Raw genomic sequence first — 14,333 nt, forward strand, 5'->3', positions numbered from 1 at the left:
ACCGGCCCGACGGTGCGCTGCTGCTGATGAAGGACCTTCGCCGCGCGCTCAGCGGCTGATCGCTCAGCAGCAACCGGCCGGGGCTGAGCGACAATCGACGGCATGCGTTTCCGCATCCTGGGGCCGACCCAGGTGGTGCTGGCCGACGGGCGAGAGGTCCCCGTGGGCGGTCCGCGGCTGCGCGCCCTGCTGGCGCTCCTCCTGCTCGACGCGGGTCGGGTGGTCTCCGCCGAGCGGCTGATCGACGGCCTGTACGGGGAGCATCCGCCCCGAGGCGCGGCCAACGCGCTCCAGTCCCAGGTGTCGCGGCTGCGTCAGGCCCTGCCCGCCGAGCACGACCCGGTCGAACTCCACCCGGCCGGTTATCGCCTGGCTGTGGATCCCGACGACGTCGACGCGTACCGCTTTGAACGGCTTGCCGAGGCGGGACGCCGCGCGCTCGCCGACGGCGACTGGCCACGGGCGGCGAACCTGTTGCGGGAGGCGCTGGAGCTGTGGCGCGGTCCCGCTCTGGTCGATGCCATCGGCGCACCCGCCCAGGCGGCTCGGCTGGACGAGCTGCGGCTGGCCGCCATCGAGGATCGGGTCGACGCCGACCTGGCATTGGGCGCGCACGCCACGCTGGTCGCGGAGCTACGGGAGTTGGTCGTCGCGTATCCCCTGCGGGAGCGCTCGCGGGGCCAGCTCATGCGTGCCCTGGCCGCACTGGGTCGGCCGGCGGAGGCGCTGGCCGAGTTCGAGGAAGCCCGGCACACGCTGGCCGAGCAGCTCGGCGTCGACCCGTCGGCGGAGCTGGCCGCGATTCACCTGGCCGTGCTGCGTGGTGCGGACCGCCCGGCGGCCGAACCTGGCCTGCCGAGCCAGCTCACCACGTTCGTCGGGCGGGAGGCGGAACTCAAGCGCGTCGGCGAGCAGCTCGGGGACCGCCGGTTGGTCACCCTCATCGGCCCCGGTGGCGCGGGTAAGACGCGCTTGGCGATCGAGGCCGCAGGCCGACTCGACGGCGAGGTCTGTTTCGTCGAGCTGGCCGGGTTGGCCGACGGTTCGGACGTACCGCAGGCGGTGTTGAGCGCGCTCGGCCTGCGCGACGCGGGTCTGCGGGCCCCGGCCGAACCGGGCCGGCGGACCACCGACCGGCTGGTCGAGGCGCTCGCCGACCGGCGTCTGCTGCTCGTGCTCGACAACTGCGAGCACGTCGTCGTCGACGCGGCCCGGCTGGCCGCCCGGTTGCTGAGCGCGTGCCCGGCGTTGCGCGTCCTGGCCACGAGTCGCGAGCCGCTCGGGCTGGCCGGTGAGGCGTTGTGCCCGCTGTCCGGGCTCGCCCTGCCACCGCTCGGCGCGTCGGCGCTGGACGCGGACGACTACGCGGCGGTCGGCCTCTTCACCCAGCGGGCCGCCGATGTCGTACCCGACTTCACCATCACGCCGGCCAACGTCGAGATGGTGCTGCGGATCTGCCGCAGCCTCGACGGCCTGCCGCTGGCGATCGAGCTGGCCGCCGCGCGGCTGCGGGCGCTGCCCGTAGCCGCGGTGGCCGCCCGTCTCGACGACCGGTTCCGGCTGCTGTCGACGGGCAGCCGGGCCGTGTCGGCGCGACACCGCACGCTGCGGGCCGTGGTCGAGTGGAGTTGGGATCTGCTCGACGACGCCGAACGCAGAGTGGCCCGACGGCTGACCGTCTTCGCAGGTGGGGCCACGCTGGAGGCGGCCGGGCGGGTCTGCGGCCTATCCACCTCCGAGTTCGTCGACGCGCTCACCGGTCTGGTCGACAAGTCCTTCGTGGAGATGACCGGTGGCCGGTACCGGATGCTCGAGACGGTGCGGGCCTTCTGCGCCGAGCGTCTCGCCGAGGCCGGCGAGGCCGACCAACTGCGTCGCGCGCACACCGCGTACTTCCTGGAGTTTGCCTGGACCGCCAGCGACCACCTTCGGCGTGCCGAACAGCTGCACTGGCTGCGACTGCTGGACGCGGAGCGGGACAACCTGCACGCGGCGCTGCGCCGAGCCACCGCGGCCGGTGACGCGTCCGACGCGGCCGGGCTGGTCGCGGCCCTGTCGTTCTACTGGTGGCTGCGCGGTATGCGTGGGGAAGGCGCGCGGCTGGCCGCGGACGTCCTCGAACTGCTCGGCACCGAAGCACCGCCGGGGCTGGGGGAGGAGTTCGCCCTCTGCGTCTACAACGCCTCGCTCGCCGGCTCCGGCCACCTGCCGTCCGTCGGGACGCAGTCGTCCGTGATCCGCAGTCTCGACCGGCCGCCGCGACAGCCGTTCCTGCTGTACCTGTCGGGGATTTCGACCGGGCCGCCGTCCGGCGGTGCCGAGAATGTCGACGAGCTGATGGCGGAGCTGCGGCGGCTGGTCGGCCCGGACGCGTGGATCAACGCGCTCGGTGCGATGGGCAGCGGCTCGGCGCTGATGTGGAGTGGCGACTGGGACCGGGCCAGGACGGCGCTGACCACCGCGCTCGACGGGTTCCGGAGCACCGGGGACCGGTGGGGCACCATGATCACGCTCGGTGCGCTCGGCGAACTCGCCGCCTGGCAGGGCGATCCAGCGGCGGCGGGTGCCCACATGGATGAGGCCATGGGTCTGGCCGAGGCGCTCGGGTCGGCCGTCGACCAGGCCGACATGCTGCGTACCCGGGGCGAGATAAGGCTGCGCTCCGGTGACCTCTCAGGTGCGCGCGACGACTTCGCGGAAGCCCTGCTTCTCGCGCAGCGCAGCGGTGCGCCCGAGTTCGTGGCCAGCGCCCGGCTCGGCCTCGCTCAGGTGGCCCGACTCCGTGGCGACCTGGCTGCGGCGAGGCAGCTCTGCGAGGAGGCGTTGGCTGGCGGGCTCACCGGCTGGTACGTCGGCGACGCCGCCCGCGCGGAGATCATTCTGGTCCTGGAGCAGATCACCGAGGCGGAGAAGGCCGGCGCGCCGCCGTCAGCGGACGGTGCGTGATCCGTCAGCGCTCGACCGCACCGTAGGCGCATGACGACATTCGAGGTGGTCGCCGAGGGGCTGGGCAAGCGGTACGGCCCGACCCGCGCGCTCGACTCATTCGACCTGACCGTGCCGGCCGGCACGGTGCACGGACTGCTGGGACCGAACGGCGCGGGTAAGACGACGGCCGTACGAATCCTCACCACCCTGCTGCGCTTCGACACCGGAAGAGCCACCGTTGCCGGGTACGACGTGCTGCGCCAACCGGACGAGGTGCGGACCCGGATCGGGCTGACCGGGCAGTACGCCGCAGTCGACGAGATCCTCAGTGGCCGGCAGAACCTGGAGCTGTTCGGCAGGCTGTTCCGACTCGGCCGACGGGAGGCCCGTCGACGCGCTGACGAACTGCTGGAACGATTCGGGCTCGACGAGGCGGCGGGTCGGTCCGCCGGCGAGTACTCGGGTGGGATGCGTCGCCGACTGGACCTCGCCGCCAGTCTGATCCGTACACCGCGCGTGCTGTTCCTGGACGAGCCGACGACCGGCCTGGACCCGCGCAGCCGTAACCAGGTGTGGGACCTGGTCCGCGGTCTGGTCGCGGACGGGACGACGGTGCTGCTCACCACGCAGTACCTGGAGGAGGCCGATCAGCTCGCCAACCGGATCTCGGTGATCGACGCTGGGCGGGTGGTGGCCGAGGGTTCACCGGACGAGCTGAAGGCGATGACCGGTGGCGACCGGATCGAGGTGGTGGTCCGCGACGCGGCCGAGCTGAGTCACGCGGCCCGCCTCGTCGCGCCGATCTGCGGCGCGGAGCCCGAACTCGACCCGGAGGTCCGACGGCTCAGCGTGGCGGTGGTCGATCGTGTCGCCGGGCTGGTCGACGTGGTGCGCGCGCTGGACGACGCCGGGATCGCGGTCGAGGACATCGGCCTGCGGCGCGCGACGTTGGATGAGGCGTTCCTGCACCTGACCGGGCACCGGCCGGACGACACCCGCGAGCCCGTCGGGGCCGGACGAAAGGCGGAGGTGGCATGACCACGGCGATCACCGACGGCTGGACGATGACCAGGCGGAACATGACCCACGTGGTCCGCGCGCCGGAGGAGCTGATCCTCTACTTCTCGCTGCCGATCATGTTCGTGCTGGTCTTCGGGTACGTGTTCGGCAGCGGTATGCAGGTGGCGGGTGGTGGCAACTACCGCGAGTTCCTGCTGCCCGGGGTCTTTGTGATGACGATGCTCTACGGGCTGGGGGCCACCGCGACCGGCGTGGCGCTGGACCTCAGCCGGGGCGTGGTCGACCGTTTCCGGTCGATGCCGATGGCGCGGTCCGCCCTGATGACCGGCCGCAGCGCCGCGGACCTGCTGCGCGCCCTGCTGGAGATGTCCACCCTCTTGGTGTGTGGGCTGCTCGTCGGGTGGCAGTGGCGACAGGGTGTCGGCAAGGCGTTGCTCGCCGTCGGGCTCCTGCTGCTGCTGCGAATCGCGATCACCTGGGTCGGGATCTACCTGGCGCTGCTGGTCCGCAACCCGGACACGGTCGGCGTGATCGTCTTCCCGGCGGCGTTCCCGTTCACCGCGATCTCGAACGTCTTCGTGTCGCCCGAGCTGATGCCGTCGGTCATCGGGACGATCTCGGAGTGGAACCCATTGTCGGCCACCGTCGCGGCGATCCGCGAACTGTTCGGCAACCCGGGCCTGGGTGGCGACTCCTGGCCGGCGGAGCACGCGATGCTGTTGGCGGTGCTGTGGCCGGTGCTGCTTATCGCGACGTTCGCCCCGTTGGCCGTGCGCCGCTACCAACGGCTGAGCCGCTGAACCCCACGCGCCGGTGGCCTCTGAGGGTCACCGGCGCGCGAGGCGCAGCGCGTACCAGGCGGCACCGGCCGCGAGCACACCGAACCCCGCGAGCACGCTGGTCACGGGCAGGTTGACCGCGAGCAGCAGACACCCGGCCAGCCCCAGGCCGGCGAGCACCTGCACCGGCAGTCGACGACCAGACTCCCGTCCCAGGGTGAGCGCCGCCGCGTTGGTGATCGCGTAGTAGACAAGCACCGTGCAGCTGGAGAAGCCGATCGCGTGGCGTACGTCGCCGAGCAGCACCACCACGATCACCACGGCGGCGACCGCCAGCTCTGCCCGGTGCGGCACCTGGCGCACCTGATGCACGGCGGCCAGCGCGCCGGGCAGGTCACGGCGGCGGGCCATCGCGAGGGTGGTCCGGCCGACCCCGGCGACCAGGGACAGCAGCACTCCGACGACCGCGATCGTCGCGCCGGCGCGGACCACCCACGCCAGGCCGGGCAGCCCGGCGGCGGTCACCACGTCGACCAGGGGTGCGGCGGAATCGGCCAGCCGGTCGGCGCCGAGCACGCCGAGCGTGATCACGGCCAGCACCAGGTAGATCGCGAGCACCACCCCGAGCGCCAGCGGCACCGCGCGCGGAATGGTCCGCTGCGGGTCGCGGACCTCCTCGCCGAGCGTGGCGATCCGGGCATAACCGGCGAAGGCGAAGAACAGCAACCCGGCGGCGGTGAGCACACCCCGCGCCGAACCGCCAGGCTCGCCGAGTCGGTCCAGGTGCACCGGCCCGCCCACCACACCGACGACCGTGACGAGGGCCAGCACCGCGAGCACAAGCGCGACCAACGCTCTGGTCACGGTGGCCGTCTTGCCGATGCCGCGTAGGTTCACTGCGGTCACCGCGAGCACCGCGCCGACGGCGACCAGTCGGGCCTGACCAGGCCACAGGTACGCCCCGATGGTCAACGCCATCGCCGCGCAGCTCGCCGTCTTGCCGACCACGAAGCCCCAGCCGGCCAGGAACCCGGCGAACGGCCCGAGGCGCTCCCGCCCGTAGACGTAGGTGCCGCCGGACTCCGGGTAACGGGCCGCGAGCCGCGCCGAGCTGGTCGCGTTGCAGAAGGCGACGAAGCCGGCCAGCGCCAGCGCGGGCAGCAGACCGGCACCGCCGGCCGCCGCCACGGCCGGGCCGAAGACCACGAATACGCCCGCACCGAGCATCGAGCCCAGCCCAATGACAACCGCATCGGGTACGCCGAGTCGCCGCGCCAGTTGATTCACGGACCGAAACCCTAGGGGTACGAGGTGAACGGCTGGTCCCACGCGCGTAACCGGCTGGGGATCGGCAGATCGTCCCAGGGCACCCGGTGCAGCAGCCGGTCCAGGAAGAGCCCGAGCAGCAGGGCCGCCACGCCGTCGGTGAGCCAGTGGAAGTTCAGGTAGGTGGTGGTGACCAGCAGGATTGCTGGCGGCGCGACCCGGATCAGTCGGTGCACGCTCGGGTGCAGCCGCCCGGCCGTCAGCGCGGTCAGCAGCACGGCCATGACCCCGTACCAGACGATGGCGTTGGCCACGTGCCCAGACGGGTAGGAGAGGTCGTACTCGGTCGGCGGGAGGTCGTTGAAGATCCGAACCGACTGGGTAGGCGGCAGATCCGAGCTGGGTGCGGCCCGGTCGGTTAGGACCTTGAGTGGCCCGACCGTCAGGTACAGGAGCACGAACGCCCCGGCCAACAGCAGCAGCGGCCGTACGGTGCGGGCCCGCCAGGCCAGGGCCAGGGCCAGGGCCCCGGAGACTGGCATCAGCAGCCAACCACCCTGCCCGAGAAGGTTGAACGCCCGCGCCGTCCAATAGATCGGTGCCGGGTGATGGGCATAGGCCCATTCCCGGACGGCGAGGTCCAGACCGAGCAACGCGCCGTTGGCGAGGGCCAGGGTCAACGCGCCGAACCCGACCAGCAGGAGCACGTCGAACCACCAGCCGGCCGGGCGGACGGGCCGTAGCCGCAGGTCACGTCGTACCGCTGTGGGTTTGAGCACGCGACCACGCTACCGGCCCGGCGCGAGGCCGGGGTGTTCGGCGCTGTGGGCCCAACCACGATCAGGGGCGGATGCGGGGGGTAACCAGTCATGCTTGTGCCCGTGCGGATCACGTCTGCCCTCGTGGACCCGGCGCTGCTCGACCTGCCCTGGTCGACACCGCTGGAGGAGTGGCCTGCCCAACACCTGGTGGCGCTGCCGCAGGGCATCTCCCGGCACATCGTCCGGTTTGTTCGGTTGGGCGACTTCGTGTACGCGTTCAAGGAGACCCGCGAGCGGATCGCCGAGCGGGAGTACGACCTGCTGCGGGCCCTGGAGCGGATCGACTTCCCCTCGGTCGAGGCGGTGGCGGTGGTCGCCGACCGGCAGACCGACGACGGGGAGCCCCTCGAATCGGTGCTGATCACGCGGCACCTGCAGTTCTCGCTGCCGTACCGGGCGCTCTTCTCGCACACCCTGCGGCCGGAGACGATGAGCCGGCTGCTCGACGCGCTCGCCGCCCTGATCGTGCGGATGCACCTCACCGGCTTCTTCTGGGGCGACTGCTCGCTGTCGAACACGCTGTTCCGCCGGGACGCGGGCGCCTTCGCCGCCTACCTGGTGGACGCGGAGACGGGCGCCCTGCACAACTCCCTATCGAACGGTCAGCGCGGCGAGGACCTGGAGATCGCCCGGGTCAACATCTTCGGTGAGGCGCTGGACCTGCAGGCCGCCGGCCTGCTGCACGAGTCCATCGACCCGGAGGTGGTCTGCGAGGAGGTCGTGCAGCGCTACGAGCGGCTCTGGCACGAGATCACCTACGAGCAGGCGATCGAGCGGGAGGCCCGGCGCGACATCGAGGGCCGGATCCGCCGCCTCAACGAGTTGGGCTTCGACGTCGCCGAGGTGGCCATGTCGTCAATCGACGGCGGGCGTTTCCTGGTCCGGCCGAAGGTCGTCGACGCCGGCTACCACACCCGGCGGCTGCTGCGGCTCACCGGACTGGACGCCGAGGAGAACCAGGCGCGCAAGCTGCTCAACGACCTGGACGCCTACCGGGCGGAAAGCGACCTGGCCGACGAGCAGCAGGCCGCCCACCGCTGGCTCACCGAGGTCTTCGAGCCGGTGGTCCGGGCCGTCCCCGCGCACCTGCGCCGCAAGCTGGAGCCGCAGGAGCTGTTCGCCCAGATCATCGAGCACAAGTGGCTGCTCTCCGAGCAGGCCGGCCGGGACGTCGGAATGCGCCACGCGGTCCAGTCGTACCTCTCCGACGTGCTGGTGCACCGCCCCGACGAGCAGGCCGTCCTCGGCGTGGAGATCCCCACCCTGAGCTAGGACCAGCAAGGCTGCGGCGGAGGCATGCGGGCCACGGCCACGGTCACTGGACCCAGGAGCCGCCGCGCAGCACGCGCACCACGTTGAGGTCGTCGTCGAGCACTACCAGGTCGGCGCGGAGACCCACCTGAAGGGACCCGACCCGATCGCCCAGGCCGATGGCTCGCGCCGGGGTGGTGGCCACCATCCGTGCGGCGTCGGAGATCGGGATTCCGGCATTCACGGCGTGCCGCAGCGCAGCGTCCATGGTCAGCGTGCTGCCGGCGATCGCGCCGTCGCGGGCGAGCCGGGCCACCCCGTCGGCGACGGTCACGGCCTGCCCGCCCAGCTCGTACTCGCCGTCGGGCATTCCGGCGGCGGCCATCGCGTCGGTGATCAGCGCGGCACGGTCCGGGCCGGCGGTCGCCGTGACGAAGGTCAGCATGCCGTCGTGTAGGTGCACCCCGTCGGCGACCAGCTCGCAGATCACGGTGGGCGCGTCGAGCAGGGCCACCACCGGCCCCGGCTCGCGGTGATGCACCGGCCGCATCCCGTTGAACAGGTGGGTGCCGACACTGGCGCCGGCTGCCACCGCGGCGCGGGTCTGGTCGTACGTGGCATCGGTGTGGCCCACCGCCGCCACCACCCGATGCGCGGCGAGCAGCTTGATCGCCTCCAGCGCGCCGTCGCGCTCCGGAGCGATGGTGACCATGCGGACGGCACCTCGGCCCAGCTCGATCAGCTCGGTCAGCTCGTCGGTCGACGGGTCGCGCAGGTACTCGGGGTTCTGCGCGCCGCAGCGGGCGGTCGACAGGTACGGCCCCTCGAAGTGGACCCCCGCCAGCACCCCCTCGTCGACAAGCGGGGCGAACGCCTCGGTGGCCGTACGCATCAGCGGAAAGGGTGCGCTGACCAGGCTGGCCAGCAGGGTGGTGGTGCCATGCGCGAGGTGGAAGCCGGCCGCCGCGCGGGCCTCGTCGGCATCCCCGGTGGTGAAGGTGTGCCCGCCGCCGCCGTGCGTGTGCATGTCGACGAAGCCGGGCAGGATCCAGTGCCCATCGCGCACCGACGGGTACTCGGCCACCGCCGTGATCCGATCCCCGTCCCATTCGACGCAGCCCTGTCGAATGACTCCGGTCGGGGTCACCACTCGGCCGTTCACCCGTACGGTCATCGCATCTCCTGATGGTCACGGACGTGCAGGGCGTCCAGGGCGAGCAGGGCGGCGCCGAGGCAACCGGCCTCGTCGCCGAGGGCTGCCGCGACGAGGCGCGGCTCCCGGTGGAAGGTCATTCGATCGTGCAGCGCCGCCCGTAGCGGGGTCAGCAGGCGGTCCCCGGCCTGGGCCAGGCCGCCGCCGAGCACGATCGTCGCCACGTCGAACAGCGCCTGCCCGGTGGCGAGGCCGTCGGCGAGCGCCTCGATCGCTTCCTGCCAGACCCGACCGGCGAGAGGTTCGCCGGCTGCGGCCCGCTCGGCCACCTCGGCGGCCGCCACCGCAGCGTCGGCGGTCTCGCCGGCCAGCTCGGTGTAGCGGCGGCCGATCGCGGCGGCCGACGCGAAGGTCTCCAGGCAGCCGGGCCGGCCGCAGCCGCAGCGTGGGCCGTCGGGCCGGACCAGGATGTGGCCGATCTCCCCGGCCGCGCCATGGGCACCCACGGCGGCCGTGCCGTCGACGATGTGTGCGGCGGCGATGCCGGTGCCGATCGCCACGAAGAGCACGTGCCCGGTGCCGCGTCCGGCGCCGAGCCGGGCCTCGGCGAGACCACCGACACGCACGTCGTGGCCGAGCGCCGTCGGTAGACCGAGCCGCGCCACCGCCAGGTCCCGCAGGGGTACGTCCCGGAAGCCCACGTTCGCCGACCAGACCGCGACTCCGCGCGCCTCGTCCACCACCCCGGGCACGGCGATGCCGACGGCGATCGGGGTGAGCCCGTCGGCGCGGGCCTTGTCGGCCAGCCCATCGGCCACGTCCAGGATGGTGCCGACCACGGCGGCTGGGCCGCGCGCGGCGTCGGTCGGGTGCCGCTCGGTGCGCACCGCGACGCCGTCCGGTCGGACCAGGGCGCACTTCATGCCCGTGCCGCCCACGTCCAGCGCAACGACCACGCGGTCGTCGCTCATGGCGCGAGAACCACTGAACGGGACAGGTGTCGTGGCGCGTCCGGGTCGAGGCCCCGGCTGGTCGCCAGCGCGACCGCGAAGCGCTGGGCCAGGATCAGGTCGGCCATCGGATCGACCGGGGTACGGCCGGCGGACCAGCTGCCCAGCACCGTGCGCCAACCGTGCGTGCGGCTGTGCACGAAGGCCGCGCCGGTGGCGGCCACATCCTCGGGCAGCCCGTCGGGTAGCTCACCGAACGCCCAGACCAGCCGGCCCGGCGCGGCAACCGAGATGGGCCCGTGCCGGTAGTCCATCGCTGGGTACGCCTCGGCCCAGAAGGTGGCCGTCTCGCGGCACTTCAACGCCGCTTCCTGGGCCAGCCCGATCGTCCACCCCCGACCGAGGAAGGTCGCCTGCTCGATGGTGGCCGGGTCGATCGGCAGCGGGGATCGCACCGCCACCTCGGCGTCGGCGGCGAGCGCGACCACCGGGTCACCGAGGTGGGCCCGGAGCAGGGCCAACGCGGTCGTCGCGAAGCGGGTCTGCACCACCGACCGCTCGTCGGCGAAGGGCATGGTCACGGTGGCGGCGGCCAGGTCGACCGCCGGGGATGCCGGGTCACCGACGATGACCGTGGTGGGTGTCCGGCCGCGCAGCGCGGCGAGCAGTTCCAGAACTTCGGTGGTGGTGCCGGAACGAGTGATCGCGATCAACCGGTCGTAGTTGCGGCCGGCGGGAAACTCGGACGCCTGGAACGCGTCGGTCTCACCCTGACCGGCCTGCTCGCGGCGGGCCGCGTACGCCATCGCCATGAACCACGACGTGCCGCAACCGACGACGGCGACCCGCTCACCGGGGCGCGGCAGGTCACCGCGGACGACCTCGGCCAGCCCGGCCGCCTCCCGCCAGCAGTCGGGTTGGCTCGCGATCTCCGCGTCCACGTATGCCATGAGGAACTCCTCGCAGGGCCGACCGATGCGCAATACGGCTCATTAGACCCGCATTTCGCGCGTTATTCTGCGCGAGCGCAGGTGACCATGGCAACCGGCGAGCCGATCGCGCAGGTCGGTCTTTTGCGCCAGCCTAGTTTTGCGCACTAGTGTGCACGCAATCAATCACCGTCCGTGCAGTTGCTGGGAGGGCCCCCGCAGTGGATCGGTACGCCAGATGGAACGCCCTGCTCGAAATGCTGACCGACAACGGCCGGGTCAGCGTCGAGGCGGCAGCCGAGCGGCTGGACGTCTCCCAGGCCACCATCCGGCGTGACTTCGACCAGCTCGGGCAGCAGCAAATGATCACGAGGACCCGGGGCGGCGCGGTCGCCAACGGCGTGTCGTACGACCTGCCGCTGCGCTACAAGACGGCCAAGCACTCGGCCGAGAAGCAGCGGATCGGGGCGGCCGCCGCGGCGCTCGTCACGCCGGGCACCGTGGTCGGCCTGAACGGCGGCACCACAAGCACCGAGGTGGCCAGGGCCCTCGCCGTCCGACCGGATCTGAACACCAGCGCCGAGGGTGCGCAGCTCACCGTGGTGACCAATGCGCTGAACATCGCCAACGAGCTGCTGGTCCGATCTCGGATGAAGGTCGTGGTGGCCGGCGGCGTGGTCCGCCCGAAGTCGTTCGAGTTGGTTGGCCCGCTGGGCGGGGCGCTGCTGCGTGAGGTCACCCTGGACGTCGCCCTGCTCGGTGTGGACGCGATCGACCCGCAGCTCGGTGCCGCCGCCCACCACGAGGGGGAGGCGGCGATGAACAACCTGATGGTGGCCCGCGCCAAGCGCGTGGTGATCATCGCGGACTCGTCCAAACTGGGGGGTCACGCCTTCGCCCGGATCTGCCCGGTCGAACGGGTGGAGACGCTGGTGACCGACTCCGGCGCCGCCCCAGAGGTGGTGGACGCGTTCCGCGCTGCCGGGGTGCAGGTCATCTGCGCCTGAGCGGTCACGTTCCGTCGATGAATTAGCCTGTTCGGCGCGTCGATGCATACCGCGTATTGCGCGCTTCTGCATACCGCGTATGGTGTCGGCTGTCACGCCCACCCATCGGGGGAGGTGCAGCTTGCCAGCTGTCCTGGAGATCGAAGGTCTACGTAAGACGTACAAGAGTCGTCGGCGCGGCACCCGCAACGCGCTCGACGGCTTCGACATGCGGGTCGACGCGGGGCAGGTGCACGGCTTCCTAGGCCCCAACGGGTCCGGCAAGACCACCACGCTGCGTACCCTGCTCGGCCTGATCCGACCCGACGGCGGTCGGATGACGCTGCTCGGGCACGAGGTCCCCGACGCGCTGCCCACGGTCGCCGGCCAGGTCGGCGCGATCGTGGAGAGCCCGCAGTTCTTCCCGCACTTCACGGCACGGGACACGCTGTCCCTGCTGGCCGGGGCGGGCGAGGTGCCGGCCACCCGGGTCGACGAGGTGCTGGAGCTCGTCGGGCTGCGCGACCGGTCCGGCGAGCGGGTCAAGACGTACTCGTTGGGTATGAAGCAGCGGCTCGCCGTGGCCTCGGCCCTGCTGAAGAACCCGAAGCTGCTCATCCTCGACGAGCCGGCCAACGGCCTCGACCCAGGCGGCATCCGGGAGATGCGCACGCTGATGCGCACCCTCGCCGAGTCCGGAATGACGGTGGTGCTGTCCAGCCACATCCTCGGTGAGATCCAGTTGATCTGCGACTCGGTCACCATCATCTCGCTGGGCCGACGGGTCGCGTTCGGCCCGGTCGACGAGGTGCTCGCGCAGCACTCGTCCGGTGCGGTCCGGATCCGGCTGGAGGCGGTCAGCGACCTGCCCGTGGCCACCGAGGCGCTCACCCAGGCGGGGATCCGGGTCACCGGTCACCCGGACCACCTGATGCTGGCCGGCGTCGACAAGCCGGCGTCGGTGACGCGGCTGCTCGCCGAGAAGAACCTCTATGTCAGCGAGTTGGCACCGATCGCGGTCGATCTGGAGAGCGTCTTCCTCGAACTGACCGCCACCGCACCGGTGCCCGGTCAGCACCGGCAGGTCGACGAGTCCACGAAGGTCGGCGGGACGGGTCAGCCCGGTCCCGCCGGGGGAGGGTGGGGCGCGTGAGCCTCTTTCGTACCGAGCTACGCCGGCTCAGCAAGCGGCGCTTTACCCGCTACATGACACTGCTCGGCCTGCTGGTGCTGGCCGCGGTGGTGGTCGGGGTGTTCTTCACCAATCAGAAGATCGATGCCGGCCAGCTCGCCCAGGCCGAGCGTCAGGCCGACCAGCAGTACCAGGAGCAGGTGCGCTGGAGCGAGCAGGAGCGCGCCGCGTGTCAGCAGGCCAAGACGGCCGGCACGGCGACCGACGGCCGCTACCCGGACGACTGCTCTGTGATCTCTCCGCCGCCCCGGGAGGAGATCAAGGCCGAGTGGTTCCTGCCCTCGACGTTCGACTTCAAGGAGACGTTCGACGAGACGCTGATCCCGTTCGCGGCGATCCTCGCCCTGGTTGGGTTCGTCATCGGCGCGTCCTTCGTCGGCGCCGAGTGGAGCACCGGCGGCATGATGAACCTGCTGCTGTGGCGACCGAAGCGACTCACCGTACTGCTCACCAAGCTGGCAGCCCTGCTCACCGGCATCCTGGCGGTGACGCTTCCGGCTGCGGTGCTGTGGTTTGCCGGGTTCTGGGCGGTCGCCAACTTCCGGGGCAGCACCGAGAAGATGACGTCCGGGGTCTGGCAGTCGTTCATGCTGACCGGCGTACGCGGTGTGGCGCTGGTGTTGGTGCTCACCACCATCGGCTTCGCCCTGGCCTCCCTGGGTCGGCACACCGCGATGGCCCTCGGTGGCGTGGTGGCGGTGATGGTGGTCGGCCAGTTCGGCCTGGGCATCCTGCTCTCCATGGCCGGCGTGCGGTTCGCCGAGGCGTGGTTGCTGCCCACCTACGCGCTGGCCTGGATGACGAAGACGGTCAAGCTGGAGGACTGGAACGCCTGCAACGCGACCTACTTCGGGGAGTGCAAGCCAGCCACGATGGAGATCACCTGGCAGCAGTCCTCCGTCCTGCTCTCGGTCGGGGTGGTGGTGATCCTCGGGGCGGCGCTCTGGGTGATGCGTCGCCGCGACATCTCCTGACCTGACCGAAGTGACGCGGCGCGGTCGGCTCGGCCGTCGGGGTTCCCGGCGATTCGGACCGGCCGCGCCGCTTGCTGCGTCCCA

General features: G+C 71.7%; 12 protein-coding genes. 7 read left to right on the forward strand and 5 right to left on the reverse strand.

Translation table 11 applies throughout. The features are described 5' to 3' along the window. Positions 1-102 precede the first annotated feature (102 nt). Genes IF46_RS0120925 through IF46_RS0120935 form a run of 3 tightly spaced genes read left to right on the forward strand, consistent with a single transcriptional unit; the run spans position 103 to position 4,748 of the window. Positions 103-2,946, forward strand: a complete 2,844-nt coding sequence (locus IF46_RS0120925; RefSeq protein WP_051724045.1) for a BTAD domain-containing putative transcriptional regulator — start codon at positions 103-105, stop codon at positions 2,944-2,946. Between the two features lie 30 nt (positions 2,947-2,976). Beyond that, positions 2,977-3,966 (forward strand): daunorubicin resistance protein DrrA family ABC transporter ATP-binding protein, encoded by a 990-nt coding sequence (locus IF46_RS0120930; protein ID WP_030490045.1) that lies wholly within the window; start codon positions 2,977-2,979, stop codon positions 3,964-3,966. Further along, positions 3,963-4,748, forward strand: coding sequence for an ABC transporter permease (locus IF46_RS0120935; protein ID WP_030490046.1), 786 nt, complete (start codon positions 3,963-3,965; stop codon positions 4,746-4,748). Before IF46_RS0120930 ends, IF46_RS0120935 begins: the two co-directional genes overlap by 4 nt. A 27-nt stretch (positions 4,749-4,775) precedes the next feature. Here the strand turns inward: IF46_RS0120935 and IF46_RS0120940 are convergent, their stop codons facing one another. Both IF46_RS0120940 and IF46_RS0120945 read right to left on the reverse strand, forming a co-directional pair. After that, positions 4,776-6,014 (reverse strand): APC family permease, encoded by a 1,239-nt coding sequence (locus IF46_RS0120940; RefSeq protein WP_030490047.1) that lies wholly within the window; start codon positions 6,012-6,014, stop codon positions 4,776-4,778. Positions 6,015-6,025: 11 nt separating this feature from the next. After that, positions 6,026-6,772 (reverse strand): phosphatase PAP2 family protein, encoded by a 747-nt coding sequence (locus tag IF46_RS0120945; protein WP_030490048.1) that lies wholly within the window; start codon positions 6,770-6,772, stop codon positions 6,026-6,028. 90 nt (positions 6,773-6,862) lie between these two features. Between IF46_RS0120945 and IF46_RS0120950 the strand changes: the two genes are divergently transcribed. Beyond that, positions 6,863-8,086, forward strand: coding sequence for a DUF4032 domain-containing protein (locus IF46_RS0120950; protein WP_198041490.1), 1,224 nt, complete (start codon positions 6,863-6,865; stop codon positions 8,084-8,086). 43 nt (positions 8,087-8,129) lie between these two features. On the opposite strand, the gene nagA is transcribed toward IF46_RS0120950, so the two are convergent. From nagA to IF46_RS0120965, 3 genes are read right to left on the reverse strand one after another with little or no spacing between them, the layout of a single operon-like run. Beyond that, positions 8,130-9,239 carry an N-acetylglucosamine-6-phosphate deacetylase gene (gene nagA / locus IF46_RS0120955; RefSeq protein WP_030490050.1) on the reverse strand — a complete coding sequence of 370 codons (1,110 nt, stop codon included), beginning with the start codon at positions 9,237-9,239 and terminating at the stop codon, positions 8,130-8,132. Continuing rightward, positions 9,236-10,189 (reverse strand): ROK family protein, encoded by a 954-nt coding sequence (locus tag IF46_RS0120960; protein WP_030490051.1) that lies wholly within the window; start codon positions 10,187-10,189, stop codon positions 9,236-9,238. The genes nagA and IF46_RS0120960 overlap by 4 nt, the downstream gene beginning before the upstream one ends. Further along, entirely contained in the window at positions 10,186-11,118 is a 933-nt protein-coding gene (locus tag IF46_RS0120965; protein ID WP_030490052.1) for an SIS domain-containing protein, read from the reverse strand. The genes IF46_RS0120960 and IF46_RS0120965 overlap by 4 nt, the downstream gene beginning before the upstream one ends. A 200-nt stretch (positions 11,119-11,318) precedes the next feature. Between IF46_RS0120965 and IF46_RS0120970 the strand changes: the two genes are divergently transcribed. From IF46_RS0120970 to IF46_RS0120980, 3 genes are all read left to right on the forward strand, one after another. After that, positions 11,319-12,104 carry a DeoR/GlpR family DNA-binding transcription regulator gene (locus IF46_RS0120970; protein WP_030490053.1) on the forward strand — a complete coding sequence of 262 codons (786 nt, stop codon included), beginning with the start codon at positions 11,319-11,321 and terminating at the stop codon, positions 12,102-12,104. 121 nt (positions 12,105-12,225) lie between these two features. Further along, positions 12,226-13,236 (forward strand): ATP-binding cassette domain-containing protein, encoded by a 1,011-nt coding sequence (locus IF46_RS0120975; RefSeq protein WP_036392748.1) that lies wholly within the window; start codon positions 12,226-12,228, stop codon positions 13,234-13,236. Further along, positions 13,233-14,249 (forward strand): ABC transporter permease subunit, encoded by a 1,017-nt coding sequence (locus tag IF46_RS0120980; RefSeq protein WP_030490055.1) that lies wholly within the window; start codon positions 13,233-13,235, stop codon positions 14,247-14,249. The genes IF46_RS0120975 and IF46_RS0120980 overlap by 4 nt, the downstream gene beginning before the upstream one ends. Positions 14,250-14,333: the final 84 nt, after the last annotated feature.

The organism is Micromonospora chokoriensis, assembly GCF_000718555.1.
GTDB lineage: Bacteria > Actinomycetota > Actinomycetes > Mycobacteriales > Micromonosporaceae > Micromonospora > Micromonospora chokoriensis_B.